Origin of the sequence: Butyrivibrio sp. WCE2006 (assembly GCF_000701985.1) — a bacterium.
Lineage (GTDB): Bacteria > Bacillota > Clostridia > Lachnospirales > Lachnospiraceae > Butyrivibrio.
On sequence record NZ_JNKH01000005.1, the window covers coordinates 140,560 to 160,718 of the forward strand.

The 20,159-nt window shown below is 40.7% G+C and carries 15 protein-coding genes; 11 read left to right on the forward strand and 4 right to left on the reverse strand.

The window, feature by feature from the left end:
- Nucleotides 1–23: 23 nt before the first annotated feature.
- The 6 genes from T501_RS05580 (at nt 24) to T501_RS05605 (ending at nt 5,919) form a co-directional block, all read left to right on the forward strand.
- Nucleotides 24–1,568, forward strand: a complete 1,545-nt coding sequence (locus tag T501_RS05580) for a Ppx/GppA phosphatase family protein (RefSeq protein WP_026511038.1) — start codon at nt 24–26, stop codon at nt 1,566–1,568.
- An 87-nt stretch (nt 1,569–1,655) separates the two neighbouring features.
- Nucleotides 1,656–3,812, forward strand: coding sequence for an RNA degradosome polyphosphate kinase (locus T501_RS05585; RefSeq protein WP_044913759.1), 2,157 nt, complete (start codon nt 1,656–1,658; stop codon nt 3,810–3,812).
- Between the two features lie 101 nt (nt 3,813–3,913).
- Nucleotides 3,914–4,498 carry a Maf family protein gene (locus T501_RS05590; protein ID WP_044913760.1) on the forward strand — a complete coding sequence of 195 codons (585 nt, stop codon included), beginning with the start codon at nt 3,914–3,916 and terminating at the stop codon, nt 4,496–4,498.
- Between the two features lie 52 nt (nt 4,499–4,550).
- Entirely contained in the window at nt 4,551–4,805 is a 255-nt protein-coding gene (locus tag T501_RS05595; protein ID WP_026511040.1) for a hypothetical protein, read from the forward strand.
- A 151-nt stretch (nt 4,806–4,956) separates the two neighbouring features.
- On the forward strand, nt 4,957–5,370 hold the full coding sequence (locus T501_RS05600) for a hypothetical protein (protein WP_044913762.1): 414 nt from the start codon (nt 4,957–4,959) through the stop codon (nt 5,368–5,370).
- A 108-nt stretch (nt 5,371–5,478) separates the two neighbouring features.
- A complete protein-coding gene (locus tag T501_RS05605) occupies nt 5,479–5,919 on the forward strand; it encodes a DUF3592 domain-containing protein (RefSeq protein WP_044913763.1) in 441 nt (146 codons plus the stop codon).
- A 188-nt stretch (nt 5,920–6,107) separates the two neighbouring features.
- On the opposite strand, the gene T501_RS05610 is transcribed toward T501_RS05605, so the two are convergent.
- Nucleotides 6,108–6,914 carry a Cof-type HAD-IIB family hydrolase gene (locus T501_RS05610; RefSeq protein WP_044913764.1) on the reverse strand — a complete coding sequence of 269 codons (807 nt, stop codon included), beginning with the start codon at nt 6,912–6,914 and terminating at the stop codon, nt 6,108–6,110.
- Nucleotide 6,915: 1 nt separating this feature from the next.
- Nucleotides 6,916–7,911: a NifB/NifX family molybdenum-iron cluster-binding protein gene (locus tag T501_RS05615; RefSeq protein ID WP_044913765.1), complete on the reverse strand. Its 996-nt coding sequence runs from the start codon at nt 7,909–7,911 to the stop codon at nt 6,916–6,918.
- 147 nt (nt 7,912–8,058) lie between these two features.
- On the opposite strand from T501_RS05615, the gene T501_RS05620 reads away from it, so the two are divergent.
- Complete coding sequence (locus T501_RS05620; RefSeq protein ID WP_026511044.1) at nt 8,059–8,910, forward strand: PHP domain-containing protein; 852 nt, start codon at nt 8,059–8,061, stop codon at nt 8,908–8,910.
- A gap of 303 nt (nt 8,911–9,213) precedes the next feature.
- The gene (locus T501_RS05625; RefSeq protein WP_044913802.1) at nt 9,214–10,635 is read left to right on the forward strand and encodes an MFS transporter; all 1,422 of its coding nucleotides are present in this window, start codon (nt 9,214–9,216) and stop codon (nt 10,633–10,635) included.
- Nucleotides 10,636–10,862: 227 nt separating this feature from the next.
- Here T501_RS05625 and T501_RS05630 read toward each other — a convergent pair whose 3' ends face one another.
- Together T501_RS05630 and T501_RS05635 are read right to left on the reverse strand one after the other, a co-directional pair.
- Nucleotides 10,863–11,732, reverse strand: coding sequence for a phosphoribosylaminoimidazolesuccinocarboxamide synthase (locus T501_RS05630; RefSeq protein WP_026511046.1), 870 nt, complete (start codon nt 11,730–11,732; stop codon nt 10,863–10,865).
- A gap of 131 nt (nt 11,733–11,863) precedes the next feature.
- Nucleotides 11,864–13,504 (reverse strand): ABC-F family ATP-binding cassette domain-containing protein, encoded by a 1,641-nt coding sequence (locus T501_RS05635; RefSeq protein ID WP_026511047.1) that lies wholly within the window; start codon nt 13,502–13,504, stop codon nt 11,864–11,866.
- A 252-nt stretch (nt 13,505–13,756) separates the two neighbouring features.
- On the opposite strand from T501_RS05635, the gene T501_RS05640 reads away from it, so the two are divergent.
- The 3 genes from T501_RS05640 (at nt 13,757) to T501_RS05650 (ending at nt 20,076) form a co-directional block, all read left to right on the forward strand.
- Nucleotides 13,757–14,632: a glycerophosphodiester phosphodiesterase family protein gene (locus T501_RS05640; RefSeq protein ID WP_242845485.1), complete on the forward strand. Its 876-nt coding sequence runs from the start codon at nt 13,757–13,759 to the stop codon at nt 14,630–14,632.
- 99 nt (nt 14,633–14,731) lie between these two features.
- Nucleotides 14,732–17,368, forward strand: coding sequence for a pyruvate, phosphate dikinase (gene ppdK / locus T501_RS05645; protein ID WP_026511049.1), 2,637 nt, complete (start codon nt 14,732–14,734; stop codon nt 17,366–17,368).
- A 296-nt stretch (nt 17,369–17,664) separates the two neighbouring features.
- Complete coding sequence (locus tag T501_RS05650; RefSeq protein WP_044913767.1) at nt 17,665–20,076, forward strand: glycoside hydrolase family 3 protein; 2,412 nt, start codon at nt 17,665–17,667, stop codon at nt 20,074–20,076.
- The last annotated feature ends 83 nt before the right edge of the window (nt 20,077–20,159 follow it).

The following is a 20,159-nucleotide window of genomic DNA, read 5'->3' on the forward strand; positions in this document are numbered from 1 at the left end:
AGATGAGGAGGGAATTATTATTTATGGCGACAGATGTTTTTGCGGCTATAGATCTCGGCTCTTACGAGCTTGAAATGAAAATCTATGAAATGTCACAGAAAAAAGGCGTTAAGCAGATCGACCATGTAAGGCACAGAATCGACCTGGGAACAGAGACCTACGCTACCGGGCAGATTTCAGCTTATCACATGGACGAGCTTATCAGAATCCTTACGGATTATAACAAGATCATGGAAGGATATGGTGTGACACGTTATCAGGCGTACGCGACAAGTGCCTTGAGAGAGACCAGGGATAACGACACGGTTCTGGAGCTTTTGCGTCAGAGAACCGGCATTGAGATTGACATCATTAGTAACTCTGAGCAGAGATTTCTGGACTACAAATCTGTTGCACTAAATAATGAACGATTCTTCAAATTCCTGGAAAAGCCTACGGCTATCGTGGATGTTGGAGGCGGTAGTATTCAGATATCTCTTTTTGATAATGATACTCTGGTTACAACTCAGCAGCTAAGACTCGGAGTTCTGAGGCTTTATTCAACCATGCAGCATATCCAGCCTCCCCACAGCAAATATCCGATGCTTGTCCGGGAACTGGTAGAGTCCCAGCTGAACGTTTTTGCTAAGATGCATCTTAAGGACAGAAAGGTAGAGAACGTTATTCTTCTGGATGATTATGTATCGCCTGTCCTTCAAAGAGTTAATCTTGGCATGGATGAAAAGTCCTACGCTTCAGCGAGAGTATTTGTGGACTACATAGGGACTCTTGCAGGCAAGTCCCTGACGGATACAGCGAAAAAGCTTGGACTTGCGCAGGACAATATTATGCTTATGTATGTTTCCGGACTATTGTTGAGTAATATCCTGTCAGTTCTTAACGCAGAGACTATATGGGCTCCCGGTGGTACACTTTGCGATGGTATTGCATTCGAATATGCTGAGAGGAAAAGGTTTCTCAGGAGCTCTCACAATTTCGAGCAGGATATAGTTGCATGTGCACAGAATATTTCCAGAAGATATATGGGCAGTAAGTCCAGAAGTGAAACCCTTCAGACAATTGCACTTAATATTTTTGACAGTATGAAAAAAATACACGGTCTCACCAAAAGAGATCGTTTGCTCCTTCAGATATGCACGATATTACATGATTGCGGAAAATATATAAGCATGGTAAATCTTGGAGACTGTTCCTATAACATAATAATGTCAACCGAGATTATAGGACTGTCCCACCTTGAGAGGTCAATAGTTGCCAATGTTGTAAGGTTCAATCATGATGACTTTGAATACTATAAGGACGGCGGCTATAGATTTCATGGAATAGATCATGATGCTTATCTGACGATAGCCAAACTCACTGCGATTTTAAGAATTGCCAACGGCCTTGACAGAACCCATAAACAGAAATTCAAAAATGTAAAGGTTGCTGTTAAGGATAAGGAGCTTGAGATAACGGTGGACACCATGGCTGATATATCCCTTGAAAAGGGCTTGTTTGGTCAGAGGGGAGGCTTCTTCGAGCAGGTTTACGGACTTAGACCGGTTATCAGACAAAAACGTTTCTGATATTTTTTCTTGAATTTTGGAAACAAATAATAATTTGAACACCCTTTTAGAGGGAATTTTAGCAAAGCAAAGGGATGAGGGTTACCTATGTCAGCAAAAAAGAAAATTGAAACAGTATCAAATAATATAAATTTTTACAATGATGAGTATTACATTAACAGAGAGCTTAGTTGGCTTCAGTTTAACAGCAGATGTCTCTCTGAAGCAAAGGATAAAGCAACACCGCTTTTTGAAAAGCTGAAGTTTTTAAGCATCACTGCGAGCAATCTTGATGAGTTTTTCATGGTCAGGGTCGCATCATTGAAGGATATGATAAATGCAGGCTATAAAAAGCCTGATATAGCAGGCATGTCTCCTAAGGAGCAGCTTGATAAGGTTACGGAAGCCGTTCATGAATTCCAGAATGAGCAGTACAGGGTATATAACCACATGCTGCTTCAGGAACTGGCAGATAACGGGATTCAGATAGTCAGAGAATATGACAAATTAAACAGTGAAGAAGCGGACTATATTGACAGGTATTTTGATGACTTTGTTTATCCGGTTTTGACACCGATGGCATATGATTCATCAAGACCGTTCCCGCTCATAAGGAATAAGACACTTAATATCGGAGCTCTTGTAAAAGGAAAAGAGAGCAACGAAATGGAATTCGCCATGGTTCAGGTTCCTTCGGTTTTGCCCAGAATCATGGAAATTCCGGAAGTCAGCGGTGTAAGGAAAATCATGCTCCTTGAGCAGATTATTCAGAGAAATATCCGCAAGCTTTTCCTTAATTATGATATTGTGTGCTGCTATCCGTTTAGAGTTGGACGTAACGCCGACCTTTCCATTGATGAAGATGAAGCTGAGGATCTCTTAAAGGAGATTGAGAAGCAGCTAAAGAGGCGCCAGTGGGGACAGGCTATAAGGCTTGAGATTGAGAAAGGTTTTGATAAGCGCCTTCTTAAAATCCTTACGGATGAGCTTAAGGTGGAGCAGCGTGAGATTTACACTATAGATGGTCCGCTGGATCTTACATTCCTGATGAAGATGTATGGAATAGAAGGATTTGACTATTTGAAGGAGCACGGTTATAATTCTCCTGCTCCGGTGATACAGCTTCCTTCTGACAGGGATATTTTCGAGTGTATAAGAGAGGGTGACATTTTAATGCATCATCCTTATGAAAGCTTTGATCCGGTTGTAAGATTCGTTGAAGCAGCAGCATCAGATCCTGCAGTTCTGGCTATCAAGCAGACTCTATACAGAGTAAGTGGTAATTCACCTATTATTGCTGCGCTTGCGAAGGCAGCAGATAACGGTAAGCAGGTATCTGTACTTGTTGAGCTTAAGGCCCGTTTTGATGAGGAAAATAATATTGTCTGGGCGAAGATGCTTGAGAAGGCAGGCTGTCATGTTATCTATGGACTTAAGGGCTTGAAGACCCATAGTAAGATAACACTCGTGGTGAGAAAAGAAGAGGACGGCATAAGGCGTTATGTTCATCTTGCTACTGGTAACTATAATGATTCTACTGCCAAGTTATATACGGATGTGGGAATGTTCACATGTGCAGAGGCTTATGGTGAGGACGCAACGGCGGTATTTAATATGCTGTCAGGTTACTCTGAGCCGGCAGTATGGAACAAGCTGACACTTGCACCATTGTGGCTTAAGGACAGAGTCCTTGATCTCATTAAGCGTGAAGCTGATCATGCGAGAAATGGTGAGCCTGCTCATATTATTGCCAAGATGAATTCCATATGTCATAAAGATGTCATTGCTGCCCTCTATGAGGCCAGCAGCGCAGGAGTAAAGATTGATCTGATCGTAAGAGGAATATGCTGTCTAAAGACAGGAATTCCCGGTGTCAGCGAGAACATAAATGTTCGCTCAATTGTTGGTAATTTCCTGGAGCACAGCAGAATCTTCTACTTTGAAAATGGAGGAAGTCCTGAGTATTATGCATCCAGTGCAGACTGGATGCCCAGAAACCTTGAGCGAAGAGTTGAGATTATGTTCCCGGTTGAGAATCCCGGACTGAGGGAAAAGCTGTGGCATATACTGGACACGGAGCTTCATGATAATGTCAAAGCACATATCATGAACAAGGAGGGACAGTATGTGAAGGTGGCTAAGAGAGGCGATCTGATCAATTCGCAGAAGATTTTCGGCAGGGAAGCCACAGAGCTCAGTAAGCCAAAAAACATCGCAGAGAGCAGAGTCTTTGAGCCTGAATATCGCGATGATCATGGCCTGTAATTTAGTTTTGGCAGAGCACTTAGCATGGTGTGAGCCATTAAAATCCATCTGGTCAGGTGTTTTTGAATCTGGCGAAATTTTAACTTAGTTAGGAATTAGATATGCGTTATATACTTGCTTCCGGCTCTCCAAGGAGGCGTGAACTTCTTGGAAGCCTCGGTTTTAAATTTGAAATAATCCCTGCAGAAGGTGAAGAGATTATTACAAGTGAGGTACCTTCTGAGGTTGTCACTTCATTGGCAAATCAGAAGGCTAAAGAGATTTTTCATAAAGTTTTAAGAGATAATAAAGATACCCTCGTTGTAATTGGTTCAGATACCGTTGTATCATATAAAGAGAAAATACTTGGTAAGCCCAAGGATAAGGATGATGCCAGAAAAATGATAGAATCTATTTCAGGCGACACCCATGAGGTATACACAGGAGTATCGGTAATTTATGGTACTTCCGGTGAAGAAAAAGAATTCACTTTTTATGAATGTACCAAGGTAAATGTTTATCCCATGGATGAAGATGAGATAGAGGCTTATCTAAATACTGACGAACCTTATGACAAAGCCGGTGCCTATGGAATCCAGGGACTTTTTGGAAAATTTGTCCGTGGAATAGAGGGAGATTACAATTGTGTTGTTGGTCTTCCGGTTGCACGACTTTATTTGGAAATGAAGAAACACAGAATAATTTAAACAAAACGCATGTCTTTTAATGAAATTTGGACATGGGAGAAAGAGAGTATCTATGCACGAGTATGACGATGCCGTACTAAATTGCTTTTTGGAGAATCAGGGACAGCTTTTTTCTGAGAATGTTGCCGAGAGCCCTGAAGAGGCCGAGGCTTTTCTTGAGGACTGCATGGCAGTAGTTGTTAATTCACCTGAGGAAGTAGAAGAGTACTTTGAAGAAGCAGGTCTTGATCCTGGGGATGGAGACGTTATGGAAGCTTCAGAAGTATTTGATGTAGGTGACGGAAGATATCTTATAGTTGAAGGATAATGGCTGTGATTTGAGAAGAATCATAACAAGGATTTGATAAGAATCATGACAATAAACTTTATGCTTCATATTTTTATTTGAACAGAACACCAATGAGGTTTCCGTAGGTCTTTACTAATCCTGGTGAAGTACTACGAGTTAGCAGGTGCTTATGAAATTTAAGTATTGCAGAATTCAGGGAAAAGAACTTGCGGCAAATACCAGAACCGGAAAGGGCATATTCAGTATGCTCAATCAGATGGTGACAAATGGTGTTATGGATGAAGAAGATATTGGTCTTTTTAAGGAGATAGACTCCTGGTTTGCAGAAGAGCTTCCCTGGCCACCTCAGTGTAAAAGACAGGAAAAAGTTATATGCTACTTTAAAATGGAAAACGCCGAGATGATGATGAAGATGGTAAATCCGCTTCTGTGGCTGCTTGAGCGTTATAAGCATCCATATTATGTGGTATATACCAATTTTCCCGGAGAGATAGTTTATGAGGACGAGTATCAGATTGTAGTAAAGGTCGATGAAAATGTAGTTATTGAAGACCTTCAGTCTAACTGGTCTCCAGAGGATTAATCGAATTATTCGTAGCATGGTTTGCCTGCAGAAAGCTTTAAATAAATGCAAATAATCAGATTATTCTGATTAAATAAAACTATGTAGTAAATAAAAGGGGGATTTGCTATGGTAGGAATTGCACTTATTATTCTTGGAGTAGTTTTTTTATTTGCCGGATTGTATCACGTATTTATAAAAACGCCGAGAACAAGGGCACAGTTTGAGCGAAGAACAGCAAAAACAAGTGGTACAATAAGTGATGTGATTGTCAAAACACACAGAACCAAAAAGAGAAACCGTCCGGGGTATAATGAGACACACACTTATAAGATATCCTGCAACTATACAGTTAACGGCAAGGATTATATACTTCACAATATACCTGCTGTTTCACAACCAACTGTGGGAGATGGAGTGGACATCTCATATAATCCTGAAGAACCGGATGATGCTCATGTTGATCAGTATACTGCAGATCCTGATGCGAATAAAAATGGCGGACTGATAATATTAGGATGTTCAGTTGTCATGATAGTATTAGGAGCAATAATCCAATTTGTCAAATAGTAAAGTAAAACAGGGTAACGCCATATGATAATGGTATTACCCTGTTATTAGTTTTAGTGGAAAACATAGCGAGGCTTTATCAAGTCTGTTGGAGTTTGTTTAATAGTAAATCTTAGAGAGACTTTATCGAGCCTGTTGTAGCTTGTTTCATAGGAAATCCCATAGGATTTCATGTCTTAAAGAAAAACTCAAATATTATCAAGTATAATCGGTACAAGTCCGTCATGATTGTTATCAGATTTTGTTATAACATCAGCAACATCCTTAACCATTTCAACGGCGTTTAGCATTGCTACGCCGAGGCCTGCAGCTTCAATCATGGAAATATCATTTTCCTCATCACCTGCTGCAATTGTGTTTTCAATAGGAATGCCAAGGTGATCGGCAAGTCTCTTAACCGCACTTCCTTTTCCTGCTTCGGAGTTGAAAATCTCAAGGTAATATTGATTGGAAAAAAGAAGAGTAAGTCTGTCGCCGGCCAGTTCCATGACTGCATCCTTGAATCTTTCTATTTTAGCTCTGTCATGAAGCTCTATTCCTATGATTTTGCAGGGAACATCACTAAGAGCAGAACATATATCCTCTGTTATGATATATGGCGTTTTTATGACATGCCTGTAAAACTCCAGTTCATCATCCTCTGCAGGGCTTACAAGATGTGTATCATTGTATGTGTGACAATGGATACCATATTCTTTTGCAAGTGAGAAAATCTTAGGCACAAGGTCGAAAGGGACTCCTGTTTTGTAAACATCTTTTTTGGCATCACAGTCGTAAATCAGTGAACCGTTATATGCAACCAGATAGCTTCCGGGGAAGAAGAGGTTATTTTCCCTTTGGGCAAACATTGCACTGTCCAATCCACGCCCTGTATTAATTGCAAAATGATTACCTGCAGCAGTGAATTTTACAAGCGCATCCATTGTAGCAGGAGATACCTTTTTGTCATTTGTTAATAGAGTTCCATCCAAATCTGTGAAAAAAAGCTTACTCATTTCAGACTACTTCCATAAGTTCAATCTTAAAGTTCAATTCTTTTCCAGCCATCTCATGATTTGCATCAAGAGTTATTGTGCTGTCAGTTTTTTCTGTTACAACTACAGGAATCGGTCTTCCAAACATATCCTGAAGATATACCTGCTGACCTACTGTGAGGTCTTCAGAACCGGGGAGCTCGGAAATCTCGGTTGTCATGATGGCATTGGGATTTCTCTCGCCATATGCTTCAGAAGGATCAAGGTGGATTTCAATTGTTTCACCAACCTCCATATTTGCAACGGCAGCATCAAAACCGTGGATCATCATACCTGCTCCGCATACAAATTCAAGAGGCTCGCCTCTGTCGTAGGAAGAATCAAACTGGGTACCATCATTAAATGTACCTACATAATGAGTACGGCAGGTTTTTCCGACATTTTTACCTTCAATGGCAGGAGCAGAGTGGCAACCATGGCATCCGCCGCATCCGCCAACGCAGCCTTCCTCATCATCGCCGCAATTACAGGATTCATTATCACCACAGTCGCAGGATTTTTCATCATTGTTACTATTGGCTGCATCATTTGCATCTGACTCGGAATTATGGCCACCGCAGGAATGACCTTCACCGTGACCTCCACAGGAGTGTCCATCCTCATGATCGTGACAGCTATGGCCTTCACCGTGATGGTTACAATTGACACCGGTGCTTTCAAGTTCACCATTAAGATAAGCTGTTACGACTTCATCAGTATCTCCTGAAGCACCTGCAACAACCTCGATTCCGTTATCATTTAAAGCCTGCATAGCACCACCACCGATGCCACCGCATATAAGAACATCAATTTCTTCACTTGCAAGAAGACCTGCCAAAGCGCCATGGCCCTGTCCATCAGAACCGATAACCTCTGATGATTTTACGTTGCCTTCTTCAACTTCATATATTTTAAACTGCTCGGAATGTCCAAAATGCTGGAACACTTCACCATTACTATATGTCACTGCTATTTTCATAATTTCTTCCTTTCTGATAGTTCACAATTACAAGATATTAACATATTTGAAATGTTTAATCAAATTTGGTTTTTGTTTGAACAGAGCATTTATAAGGTATTATAATAATGCTAAACTGATAACCTTAATTCGAAAGAGAAAATGCTTATGAAAATAGTAGATTTACATACTCATTCAACTGCTTCTGATGGAACCTATTCTCCCACAGAGCTGGTAGATTATGCTGTTGAAAAGGGCTTGTCAGCCCTTGCTCTTACGGACCACGATACAGTATGGGGATTATCTGAAGCCATGGAGAGAGGAGAGATGTATCCTGATCTTGAGATTATTCCGGGCATTGAGTACTCCACAACCAGAAACGGGAAAAATGTTCATGTTGTTGGACTTTACATTGATTACCAGGATAAGAAATATCAGGCTAGTCTGAAAGGATTTATTGATTCCAGAGTAAACAGAAACCGCAAGATGTGTGAGAAACTGACTGAAGCCGGTTTCCCTGTTACATTTGAAGAATTGGTTGATATGAATCCTGGTGCTGTTATTACAAGAGCACACTTTGCGAAATTTCTTTATTCCAAAGGATATGTAAGTAGCGTGAAGGAGGCCTTTGACAGATATGTTGGAGACCACTGCCCATGCTATGTTCCCAGAGAAAAAATCACGCCGCAGATGGCGGTGGAGCAGATTTTATCTGCTAATGGTGTGCCTGTTCTGGCTCATCCGGTTTTGTATGGACTTGGAAAGGATGAGATGGATAAGCTTGTTCACGAGCTTAAGGACGTTGGACTTGTAGGTATTGAGGCACTTTATGGCACGTATACTGCCCAGGATGAGCGTGATATAAAGGCCCTTGCAAAAAAGTATGACCTTCTGATCAGCGGTGGTTCTGATTTCCATGGTGCTAATAAGCCGCACATTGATTTGGCTGTGGGCACCGGAAGAATGGTTGTACCAATGGAGGTGTTGGATAAAATCAAGGAATATGCGGGGAAGAACTAATCCTGAAAAAGCAAAGCCTGGCAATAAAAGTCAAAAATGAAATTAACAGAAATTGAAAGGTTTTTAAGTATTAGATTCTGGCAATAATAAGATAAAAAATAAAATTCATAAATGAGATTAGATAAATAAAATCAGATAAACAAAATTAGATAAATTAAATCAGATAAACAAAATTAGATAAATAGAATCAGATAAATAGAATCAGATAAATAGAATCAGATAAGAGGATAATTTTTGGATAAAGATTTGGGGCATATTTTTATCCAGGGGATAGAAAAAAAGTTTTTTGGGGGAAAATCTATAATGAAATTGAATTATAAGAGAACAATACTAATCGGATTGGCTTTCATGTCGATCTGTTCATTCTGGCAATTCTACGATAACGAAATCCCAAAGATTTTGACATATCATTTTGGTCTCGGCGAGACCTGGACAGGCGCTATTATGGCACTTGACAATATTCTTGCTCTTTTCATGTTGCCTGTTTTTGGTTCCATTTCTGATAAAGTGGACACGAAAATAGGAAAAAGAATGCCTTTTATTCTTATTGGAACATTTTTTTCATCAGCACTGCTCATATTGCTTATATATGTTGCACATGTAAGCAGCAACCTGGCGCTTTTTATTGCAATTCTGTTTTTTCTTCTGTTATCAATGGGAACCTACAGGTCACCTGCGGTTGCACTTATGCCTGAACTGACGCCGGCAGTCCACAGAAGTAAGGCAAATGCCATTATCAATTTAATGGGAACACTTGGGGCAGTATATACCCTGGTTATGATAAAGATGCTTCTTAAGTCTGCTGAAAATGAAGCGGACACCAATTACATTCCGCTCATGCTGTCGCTTGTAATTTTTATGGTTCTTACAGTGATGATCCTCTTTATCACAATTCCTGAAAACAAGCTTATAACAAAGGTCAGAGAGGGAGTTGATGACTTTGATGGAGAGGGCGGAAGGCTAAATGACAATGATCCTGAAAGGATAAAGGATTTAGAGTCTGTTGATGCAAGTGATTCTGATAGGGCTACAGTAAGTAATTCGGTCAGTGCCAGGATAAGTGATGCTGAAAAAAATACAGAAAGTAATTCCGTTAATGATGCAAAAGGCGATTTGCTTACAAAAGATGTTAAGAGAAGTATGCTCTTTCTTCTCCTCTCGGTATTTCTATGGTTTACGGCTTATAATGCTGTGACCACTGCCTTTTCAAGATATGTGGGTGAAGTCTGGGGACTTCGTAACGGAGCTTATGCCGATTGCCTTATGGTAGCAACTGTTGCCGCGGTACTGGCGTATCTTCCTATTGGTAATCTTTCAGCAAAAATAGGGCGAAAGCTTACAATTCTTATGGGTGTGGCTTTAATGGTTTTGTGTTATCTTGCAGCTGCACTTATGCCTCAGTACAATCCGATAATGAATTTTTATTTTGGATTGATAGGAATTGGCTGGGCAGCGATTAATGTTAATTCATATCCAATGGTTGTTGAGATGGGCAGAAGCTCAGTAATAGGAAAATATACAGGTCTTTACTATACCTTTTCAATGGCAGCACAGGTATTTACTCCTATTTTCTCAGGATTTCTGTTGGAACATGTGTCTTATAGAACATTGTTTCCTTATGCAGTGGTATTCTCAATGCTTGCATTTATTACCATGCTGATGGTCAGGCATGGGGATACTAAACCCTTAAAACGCAGGACACCTATTAAGGTTGAGAAAATCTGACGGATGAATTTTAGTGGTTCATTTCCTTTTTGATTATAAAAAAGACATAGGATTCATCGTAAGATGAAGGCGGGATTTTGAATGTTTTTCCTTAATGCGTTCAAAAGTCATATTTCCACTTGTCTTCATTTATATTCGAAACTGTAACGTATAAAAAATACCCTCCTTACCGGTTTTGCCCGGTAAAGAGGGTATTTCAATAATTATAATGTTTTTTCTATCAATAATTATAATGTTTTTCCTGTCAATAATTCATATGCTTCTTCATATTTGGCAATTGTCTTATCGATTACATCTGAAGGAAGATTGTAGTCACAATCAGGATTAGCCTTGAGGTAATCTCTGACAAATTGCTTATCAAAGGAAGGCTGAGATTTTCCAGGCTCGTAACCTTCTACAGGCCAGAAGCGGCTGCTGTCAGGTGTAAGCATCTCATCTGCAAGTACAACCTCGCCATTTTCATTAAGTCCAAACTCGAACTTGGTATCAGCGATGATGATTCCGCGTGTAAGAGCGTAATCTGCACACTTTTTATAAAGGGCTATAGTGTAATCGCGAAGTTTCTCTGCATATTCCTGACCATGTCCGGGGAAGTCTCTTTCAAGAACTTCTACAGATCTCTCGAAATCAATGTTCTCGTCATGATCACCGATTTCTGCTTTGGTAGAGGGGGTGTAGATAGGTTCAGGAAGCTTGTCACATTCTTTAAGCCCTTCAGGGAGCTTAATACCGCAGACAGTTCCGTTCTCCTTATAACTATTCCAGCCGCTACCTGTAATATAGCCACGAACAATACATTCAATGGGAAGCATAGTAAGCTTTTTGCAGAGCATACTGTTACCGGTAAACTGTGGACTTCTGAAAAACTCAGGCATATCAGCTGTATCTGTGCTGATCATGTGGTTGTTAACAATATCTTTGGTATAGTCAAACCAGAACTTTGACATCTGTGTGAGAACAGTACCTTTTTTCTCAACTTTGTTCTTGAGAATTACATCAAATGCGGAGATTCTGTCAGTTGCTACCATAATAAGTGCATCACCAACATCATAAATCTCACGAACCTTACCTTCTTTTACCGGACTATATTCCTGCATAATTATCCTCCCTTTGGCTTTAACTGTGATTTACAATTTAATGATTTATGAATGATAATGAAAATCTTTCATAAATCTTTAGATTCCTGAACGCATATTATTTGTGTTCATAAATCTTAGATAAAATGATATTAATCATCATTATCTTCATCTTCATTAGTACTGTATACAGTACGCTTTCTTGCCATAGCATCACTTTCAAGATACTCATCGTAAGTAGAACGCTTGTCGATAAGTGAGCCGTCAGGCAGGATCTCCATTATTCTGTTAGCTGTTGTCTGAACAACCTGGTGATCACGGCAGGCAAATAGCTCAACGCCGGGGAACTTGATCATACCCTGGTTAAGTGCCGTGATTGATTCCATATCAAGGTGGTTTGTGGGCTCATCGAAGATAAGGCAGTTGGCACCGCTAATCATCATCTTACTGAGCATACATCTTACTTTTTCACCACCGGAGAGGACTTTGACCTTTTTAACACCATCCTCACCTGCAAAGAGCATACGGCCAAGGAATCCGCGGACATAAGTTACATCCTTTATTTCAGAATATCCTGTGAGCCATTCTGTGATTGTATAGTCATTATCAAATTCTTTAGTGTTGTCCTTGGGGAAGTAAGCCTGTGATGTTGTTACGCCCCATTTGTATGTTCCCTCATCAGGCTCGATTTCACCTGTAAGTATCTGGAACAGAGTGGTTTTTGCAAGCTCATTACCGCCTACAAATGCGATCTTGTCATCATGCTGGACAACAAAAGAAATGTTATCAAGAACTTTTTCACCATTAATAGTCTTGCTGATGCCATCTACTGTAAGGACTTCATTACCGATTTCTCTGTCAGGTCTGAAGTCGATGTAAGGATATTTTCTTGAAGAAGGCTTGATGGTATCAAGCTCGATTTTTTCAAGGGCCTTCTTACGGGAAGTAGCCTGCTTGCTCTTACTTGCGTTAGCGGAGAAACGAGCGATGAACTCCTTCAATTCCTTGATCTGTTCTTCCTTCTTCTTATTGGCTTCCTTCATCTGACGGATCATCAGCTGTGATGACTCATACCAGAAGTCGTAGTTTCCGGCATAAAGCTGCATTTTGCCATAATCGATATCAGCAATATGTGTACATACTTTATTCAGGAAGTAACGATCGTGGGATACGACGATGACTGTATTCTCAAAGTTAATGAGGAATTCCTCAAGCCATGCAATAGCGTCCATGTCAAGGTGGTTGGTAGGCTCGTCCAGAAGAAGAATATCCGGATTACCGAAAAGTGCTCTTGCAAGAAGTACCTTAACCTTCTGATTACCGTCAAGCTCCTTCATAAACTTGTAGTGAAGATCGGTATCAATACCAAGACCATTAAGAAGGCTCTCGGCATCTGACTCAGCTTCCCATCCGTTCATCTCTGCGAACTCGCCTTCAAGCTCGCTGGCGCGGATACCATCTTCATCAGTAAAATCTTCTTTTGCGTAAATAGCATCCTTTTCCTTCATTATTTCGTAGAGGCGGGCATTACCCATGATGACAGTATCAAGTACTGTGAACTCATCATATTTAAAGTGATCCTGCTCAAGGAAGGAGAGACGCTGACCGGGAGTTATTACTACATCGCCGTTTGTGGTCTCAAGTCTGCCGGATAATATCTTAAGAAAAGTTGATTTTCCGGCGCCGTTGGCACCGATGATACCGTAGCAGTTACCCTCGGTAAATTTTATATTTACATCTTCAAACAGAGCCTTTTTTCCGACTCTTAATGTGACATTGTTTGCACTTATCATGCTTAGGATTCCTCCAAATGTGTTTCTACTATAATTATGTAACCAACATGGTATTATATTTGATACATTTGAAAAAAGCAATTAAATAAAAATAATTTACATTTTATAGCAAAAAGGTGGAAAAACATCGAAAAAATTGTGAAAAAAGCCTTGACATTTTATTTTTTTATACTTGTAAAAATTTGCGTTAGATATTAAAATACTCTAGGCGTTTTAAATAAGAAATGTATATTAGGAAGTCAGGTAGTTACTTTGAAGGTTTTGCTTATAGTTGTTATTTTACTAATTCTTTACCTATTGGCCATTATGCCACGTATGTTTGGAAGACCTTCTGCGGACAGACTTCTTAAACAGAATCTTTATGCGCACAGAGGATTGCATGATAACAGGACTACAGCTCCGGAGAATTCCATGGCTGCATTTAAAAAGGCTGTTGATGCGGGGTATGGAATAGAACTTGATGTTCAACTCTCTAAGGATGGGGTTCCGGTTATTTTCCACGATTTTACATTGGCAAGAGTTGCCAGATATGAAGATGAATGCATTCCTGAAGATGCAGTACGCAATGAGGATGGCAGTATAGGTGTTGCCGGTAAGGTAATTGATTACACCTATGAGGAGCTGCAGCAATTTCATTTACTTGATTCAGATGAGAAGATCCCGAAGTTTGAAGATTTTCTGAGAATGGTAGATGGGAAGGTTCCGCTTATCATCGAACTGAAGATTGAATTATTTGATACAACAGTTTGTCCTGTAGTTGACAATATGCTTCGTAATTATAAGGGAGTTTATTGTATCGAATCCTTTAATCCTTTAGGACTTTGGTGGTATCGCCGGAATCATAAGGAGGTATTCAGAGGTCAGCTTTCAGAGGAGTTTTTCAGAGAGCCTGAAACACTTTGGCATACACCGCTTTATTATTTACTGGCGTTTCTTATTTTTAACTTTCTGACTAAGCCGGATTTTGTTGCATATAATCATAAATATGCTGGGAATCTGTCAAGAATGATTTGCCATGGCTTATATAGGAATACTGCTGCAGCCTGGACTATTAAGTCCCAGGAAGAGCTTGATAATAATCGCGGCAGATTTGAGATTTTTATTTTTGAGGGATTTATCCCTGCATAATTTTTGGTAATTGCTATGCTATTCATAGTTAATTATAAATTTGTAACATAAATGGAAAGGGTTTTACCGAATCGAATAATCGGTAAGAAAGGTAGTGAAATGGCGAAAAAATACGTTTACATGTTCAGCGAAGGCGACATGACCATGAGAAACCTTCTTGGCGGTAAGGGTGCTAACCTCGCTGAGATGACATCAATCGGACTTCCTGTACCTCAGGGCTTCACAATTTCTACAGAAGCTTGTACACAGTACTATGAAGATGGTCGTAAAATCAACGACGAGATCATGGCTCAGGCTATGGAAGGCGTTAAGAAGATGGAAGAGATCAACGGCAAGAAGTTTGGTGATCTTCAGAATCCTCTTCTTGTATCAGTTCGTTCAGGTGCTCGTGCATCAATGCCTGGTATGATGGATACAATTCTTAACCTTGGTCTTAATGACGAGGTTGTAAATGCAATGATCAAGGGCAATCCTGATCCTGCATTCGAGCGTTTCGTATATGATTCATATCGTCGTTTCATCCAGATGTTCTCTGACGTTGTTATGGAAGTTGGTAAGAAGTACTTCGAGCAGCTCATCGACAAGATGAAAGAGCAGAAGGGTGTTAAGTTTGACGTAGACCTTACAGCAGCAGATCTTAAGGAACTTGCTGAGCAGTTCAAGGCTGAGTACAAGAATCAGCTTGGTACAGATTTCCCTTCAGATCCTGTAGAGCAGCTTAAGCTTGCTATCGAGGCTGTATTCCGTTCATGGGATAACCCTCGTGCTAACGTTTACCGTCGTGACAATGATATCCCTTATTCATGGGGAACAGCTGTTAACGTAATGCCTATGGTATTCGGTAACCTTAATAACGAGTCTGGTACAGGTGTTGCATTTACACGTGACCCTGCAACAGGTGAGAATAAACTTATGGGTGAGTTCCTTATCAACGCTCAGGGTGAGGACGTAGTTGCTGGTGTTCGTACACCTATGCCGATCGCTCAGATGGAGAAGGAATTCCCTGAAGCATACGCTGAGTTCATCAAAGTTTGTGATACTCTTGAGAACCACTATCACGATATGCAGGATATGGAGTTCACAGTTGAGAACAAGAAGCTTTACATGCTTCAGTGCCGTAATGGTAAGAGAACAGCTCCTGCTGCTCTTAAGATCGCTTGTGACCTTGTTGATGAGGGACACAAGACTCCTGAAGAAGCTGTAGCAATGATCGATCCTCGTAACCTTGATACACTTCTTCATCCTCAGTTCGACGCTGCTGCTCTTAAGGCTGCTACTCCTATGGGTAAGGGTCTTGGTGCATCACCCGGTGCTGCTTGCGGTAAGGTTGTATTCACAGCTGATGACGCTGTAGCATGGGCTGAGAGAGGTGAGAAGGTTATCCTTGTTCGTCTTGAGACATCACCTGAAGATATCACAGGTATGAAGGCTGCTCAGGGTATCCTTACAGTTCGTGGTGGTATGACATCACACGCTGCCGTTGTTGCTCGTGGTATGGGTGAGTGCTGCGTTTCAGGTTGTGGCGACATCAACATGGACGAAGAGAACAAGAAGTTCACACTTGCTGGTAAAGAGTTCCACGAAGGAGACTTCATCTCAATCGACGGTACAACAGGTAACATCTATGATGGCGTTATCAAGACTGTAGATGCTCAGATCGCAGGCGAGTTTGGCCGTATCATGGATTGGGCTGACCAGTTCAGAAAGCTTAAGGTTCGTACAAATGCTGATACACCCGCTGATGCTAAGAAGGCTCGTGAGCTTGGTGCTGAGGGTATTGGTCTTTGCCGTACAGAGCACATGTTCTTCGAGGAAGACAGAATTGCTGCATTCCGTGAGATGATCTGCTCAGATACAGTAGAAGAGAGAGAAGCTGCACTTGAGAAGATTCTTCCTTATCAGCAGAACGACTTCAAGCAGCTCTATGAAGCACTTGAGGGATGCCCTGTTACAATCAGATTCCTTGATCCTCCGCTTCATGAGTTCGTTCCTACAACAGAAGAAGAGATCAAGAAGCTTGCTGATGCTCAGAACAAGAGCGTTGAAGACATCAAGGCTATCATCGCTTCACTTCATGAGTTCAACCCTATGATGGGTCACAGAGGATGCCGTCTTGCAGTTACATATCCTGAAATTGCTAAGATGCAGACAAAGGCTGTTATCCGTGCAGCACTTGAGGTTCAGAAGGCTCATGCTGATTGGAATGTTAAGCCTGAAATCATGATCCCTCTTGTATGTGAAGTTAAAGAGCTTAAGTTCGTTAAGAAGGTTGTATGTGAGACAGCTGATGCTGAAATCGCTGCAGCTGGTGCTAAGCTTGAGTATGAGGTTGGTACAATGATCGAGATCCCGAGAGCTGCTCTTACAGCTGATGAGATCGCTAAGGAAGCTGATTTCTTCTGCTTCGGTACAAACGACCTTACACAGATGACATTCGGATTCTCTCGTGATGATGCTGGTAAGTTCCTTAACGCTTACTATGATGAGAAGATCTTCGAGAACGATCCTTTCGCTAAGCTTGATCAGACAGGTGTTGGTAAGCTTATGGATATGTCACTTAAGCTTGGTAAGCCCGTTAATCCTAACCTTCACGTTGGTATCTGCGGAGAGCACGGTGGAGATCCTTCATCAGTTGAGTTCTGCCACAAGATTGGTCTTGACTATGTTTCATGCTCACCTTTCCGTGTACCTGTTGCTAGACTTGCAGCAGCTCAGGCAGCTATCGCTAACAAATAATATTCGCGTTAATCGCGTTATGTACTCGGCTTAATAAAGGTCGGACACTATTCATTATGGATATGTGTCCGGCCTTTCATACATTAATCAATCTTATTAAATGCTACTCAAAATTTAGAGATATTTTTATGTTTTCTAACTTTTTTGATATAGAATACAGGTAAAACAGATATAATATTGTTATCGTTAAAATCCGATAGGTACTTGTTTGGAAAATATGGGATTTCTGGCATTTTACACTTTCAGATGGGAAGCGATAAAAAGATATTTCATTTTTAAAATTGGAGGGTTAATACATGGAGAAATGGACACGCGTTAAGTATCATCCAAATCTGCCACTCAGAGAGGATGGTTGCAAGGTTACTGCATCTAAGGAGCATATTGAGATATCCAAAAATGCAGCTAAAGAGGGTATGGTCCTGTTAAAAAATGATGGTGAAACATTGCCGCTTAAAAGAGGACAGAGGATCGCTCTTTTTGGAAAAGCTACTATAGATTATGTTAAAGGTGGTGGCGGAAGTGGTGATGTCACTGTTCCTTATGTAACAAATCTTGCAGAAGGGTTTAATAAGTTGCCGGGACAGGTGTCGTTATTTAATGATTCCGTTTCATTTTATGAGGATTATGTATCTGCTAAGTATAAGAACGGAATTCTTCCGGGTCTTATAGCAGAGCCTGAAGTTCCACAGGATCTTTTTGCTAAGGCCAGAGCCTTTACAGATACAGCAATTGTTTCGTTTAGCAGATATTCCGGAGAGGGCTGGGACAGAAAGAGTGATAAGGTTATTGACCGTAAACTCAAAGATGTTGACCAGGAGCTTATTGATATAACGGATAAGCTTTTTGAGCGCGGAGATTTTTATTTATCCAAGGCAGAAAAGAAACTACTGGATGACGTAAGAAAATCCTTTGATAAGACTATCATAGTACTTAATATTGGAGGCATGTTTGATGTTTCCTGGATCAAAGATAGTGAAGATATAAGTGCTGCGCTCATTGCATGGCAGGGAGGCATGGAAGGCGGACTTGCAACAGCAGAGCTTCTTTGCGGACTTGGCAATCCCAGTGGTAAGCTCTCGGATACTTTTGCAAAAGATTTGGCGGATTATCCCGGAACAGAGCATTTCCATGACTCTGATGATTATGTAGAGTATGAAGAAGATATTTATGTGGGCTACAGATATTTTGAAACCATGAAGGATGCAGCTAAGAAGGTAGTTTATCCTTTTGGCTATGGACTTTCATATACCGAATTTAGTTTAAATCACATCAAAGTCAGTGATGATGACGGTAAGATATCGGTTAAGCTGAATGTTACAAATATCGGTAACTGCGCCGGTAAGGAAGTAGTTCAGGTTTATTTTAGTGCACCTCAGGGTAAACTTGGTAAGCCTGAAAGACAGCTTATAGGCTTCAAGAAAACGGCAGAGCTTTTGCCAGGGCAGACACAGAGAATAATTATCGAGTTTTCAGCAGATGAAATGGCTTCCTATGATGATCTTGGAAAGGTTAAGAAGTCTGCTTATGTGCTTGAAAAGGGTAAATATAAATTCTATGTGGGCACAGATGTAAGAAATGCTAAAAAGGTAGATACCGAGTATACTTTGGATGATAACAGAGTAGTCCTTCAGCTTACAGAGAGAATGGCTCCTGCAGCTCTTACTAAGCGTCTTCTGGCTGATGGTTCCTATGAGATGCTTCAGCAGAGAGATATTACAAAATATAATGAGAATGTGCTTAGAGATATGCCATGTGAAGAGCCTGATTTACCGACTCCCAGAGTTCGACCGGAAGGACCAAGATGCTGCTTTAAGCCATCAGAGAAACCTCAGCTCATCGATGTCTTTAATGGTAAACTTTCACTTGATGAATTTGTGAAAGCACTTTCTGATGAGGATGTTGCATGGCTTGTAGGAGGTCAGCCTAATGTCGGCGTAGCCAATACCTTTGGATACGGTAACAACAATGAATTTGGTATTCCTAATGTTATGACAGCAGATGGCCCTGCAGGTCTTCGTATTCAGCCACAGGTCGGGGTGAAGACTACTGCATTTCCTTGCGCAACACTTCTTGCCTGCACCTGGGATCCGGATATAACCGAAAAGGTTGGTATCGCCGGAGGTGAGGAAGTAAAAGAGAACAATATTGGCGCATGGCTTACACCTGCTATAAATATTCACAGATCACCTCTTTGTGGAAGAAATTTCGAGTACTATTCAGAGGATCCATATCTTACAGGAAAGATGGCTGCAGGAATGGTCCGCGGAATTCAGAGTAATAATGTTGCAGCTACAGCTAAGCATTTCGCATTGAATAATAAAGAGACCAACCGTAAGAACAGTGATTCCAGAGCTTCTGAGAGAGCTATAAGAGAAATATACCTGAAGGCCTTTGAGATTGTTGTAAAGGAATCACATCCCTGGAGCATTATGACTTCCTACAATATTATTAATGGAAGACGTGCTTCTGAGAATGAGGATTTGCTGAATGGAATTCTTAGAGGTGAGTGGGGATTTGATGGAATGGTTACAACTGACTGGTGGACTTTTGGTGAAAACTATAAGGAATGTAAAGCCGGAAACGATATAAAAATGGGCTGTGGCTATCCTGATAGAATATTGGCAGCACTTGAAAAGGGCGCTATATCCAGAGATGAGCTTAATACAGCAGTTAAAAATATCCTCACACTTATATTGAGAATTGATTGATGCTGAAGTGGTATGCATGGCATGATGAAAGTCTTTTCCAATAAAAGCTGCGTTCGATAAATTTATTATGATACAGAAATCCC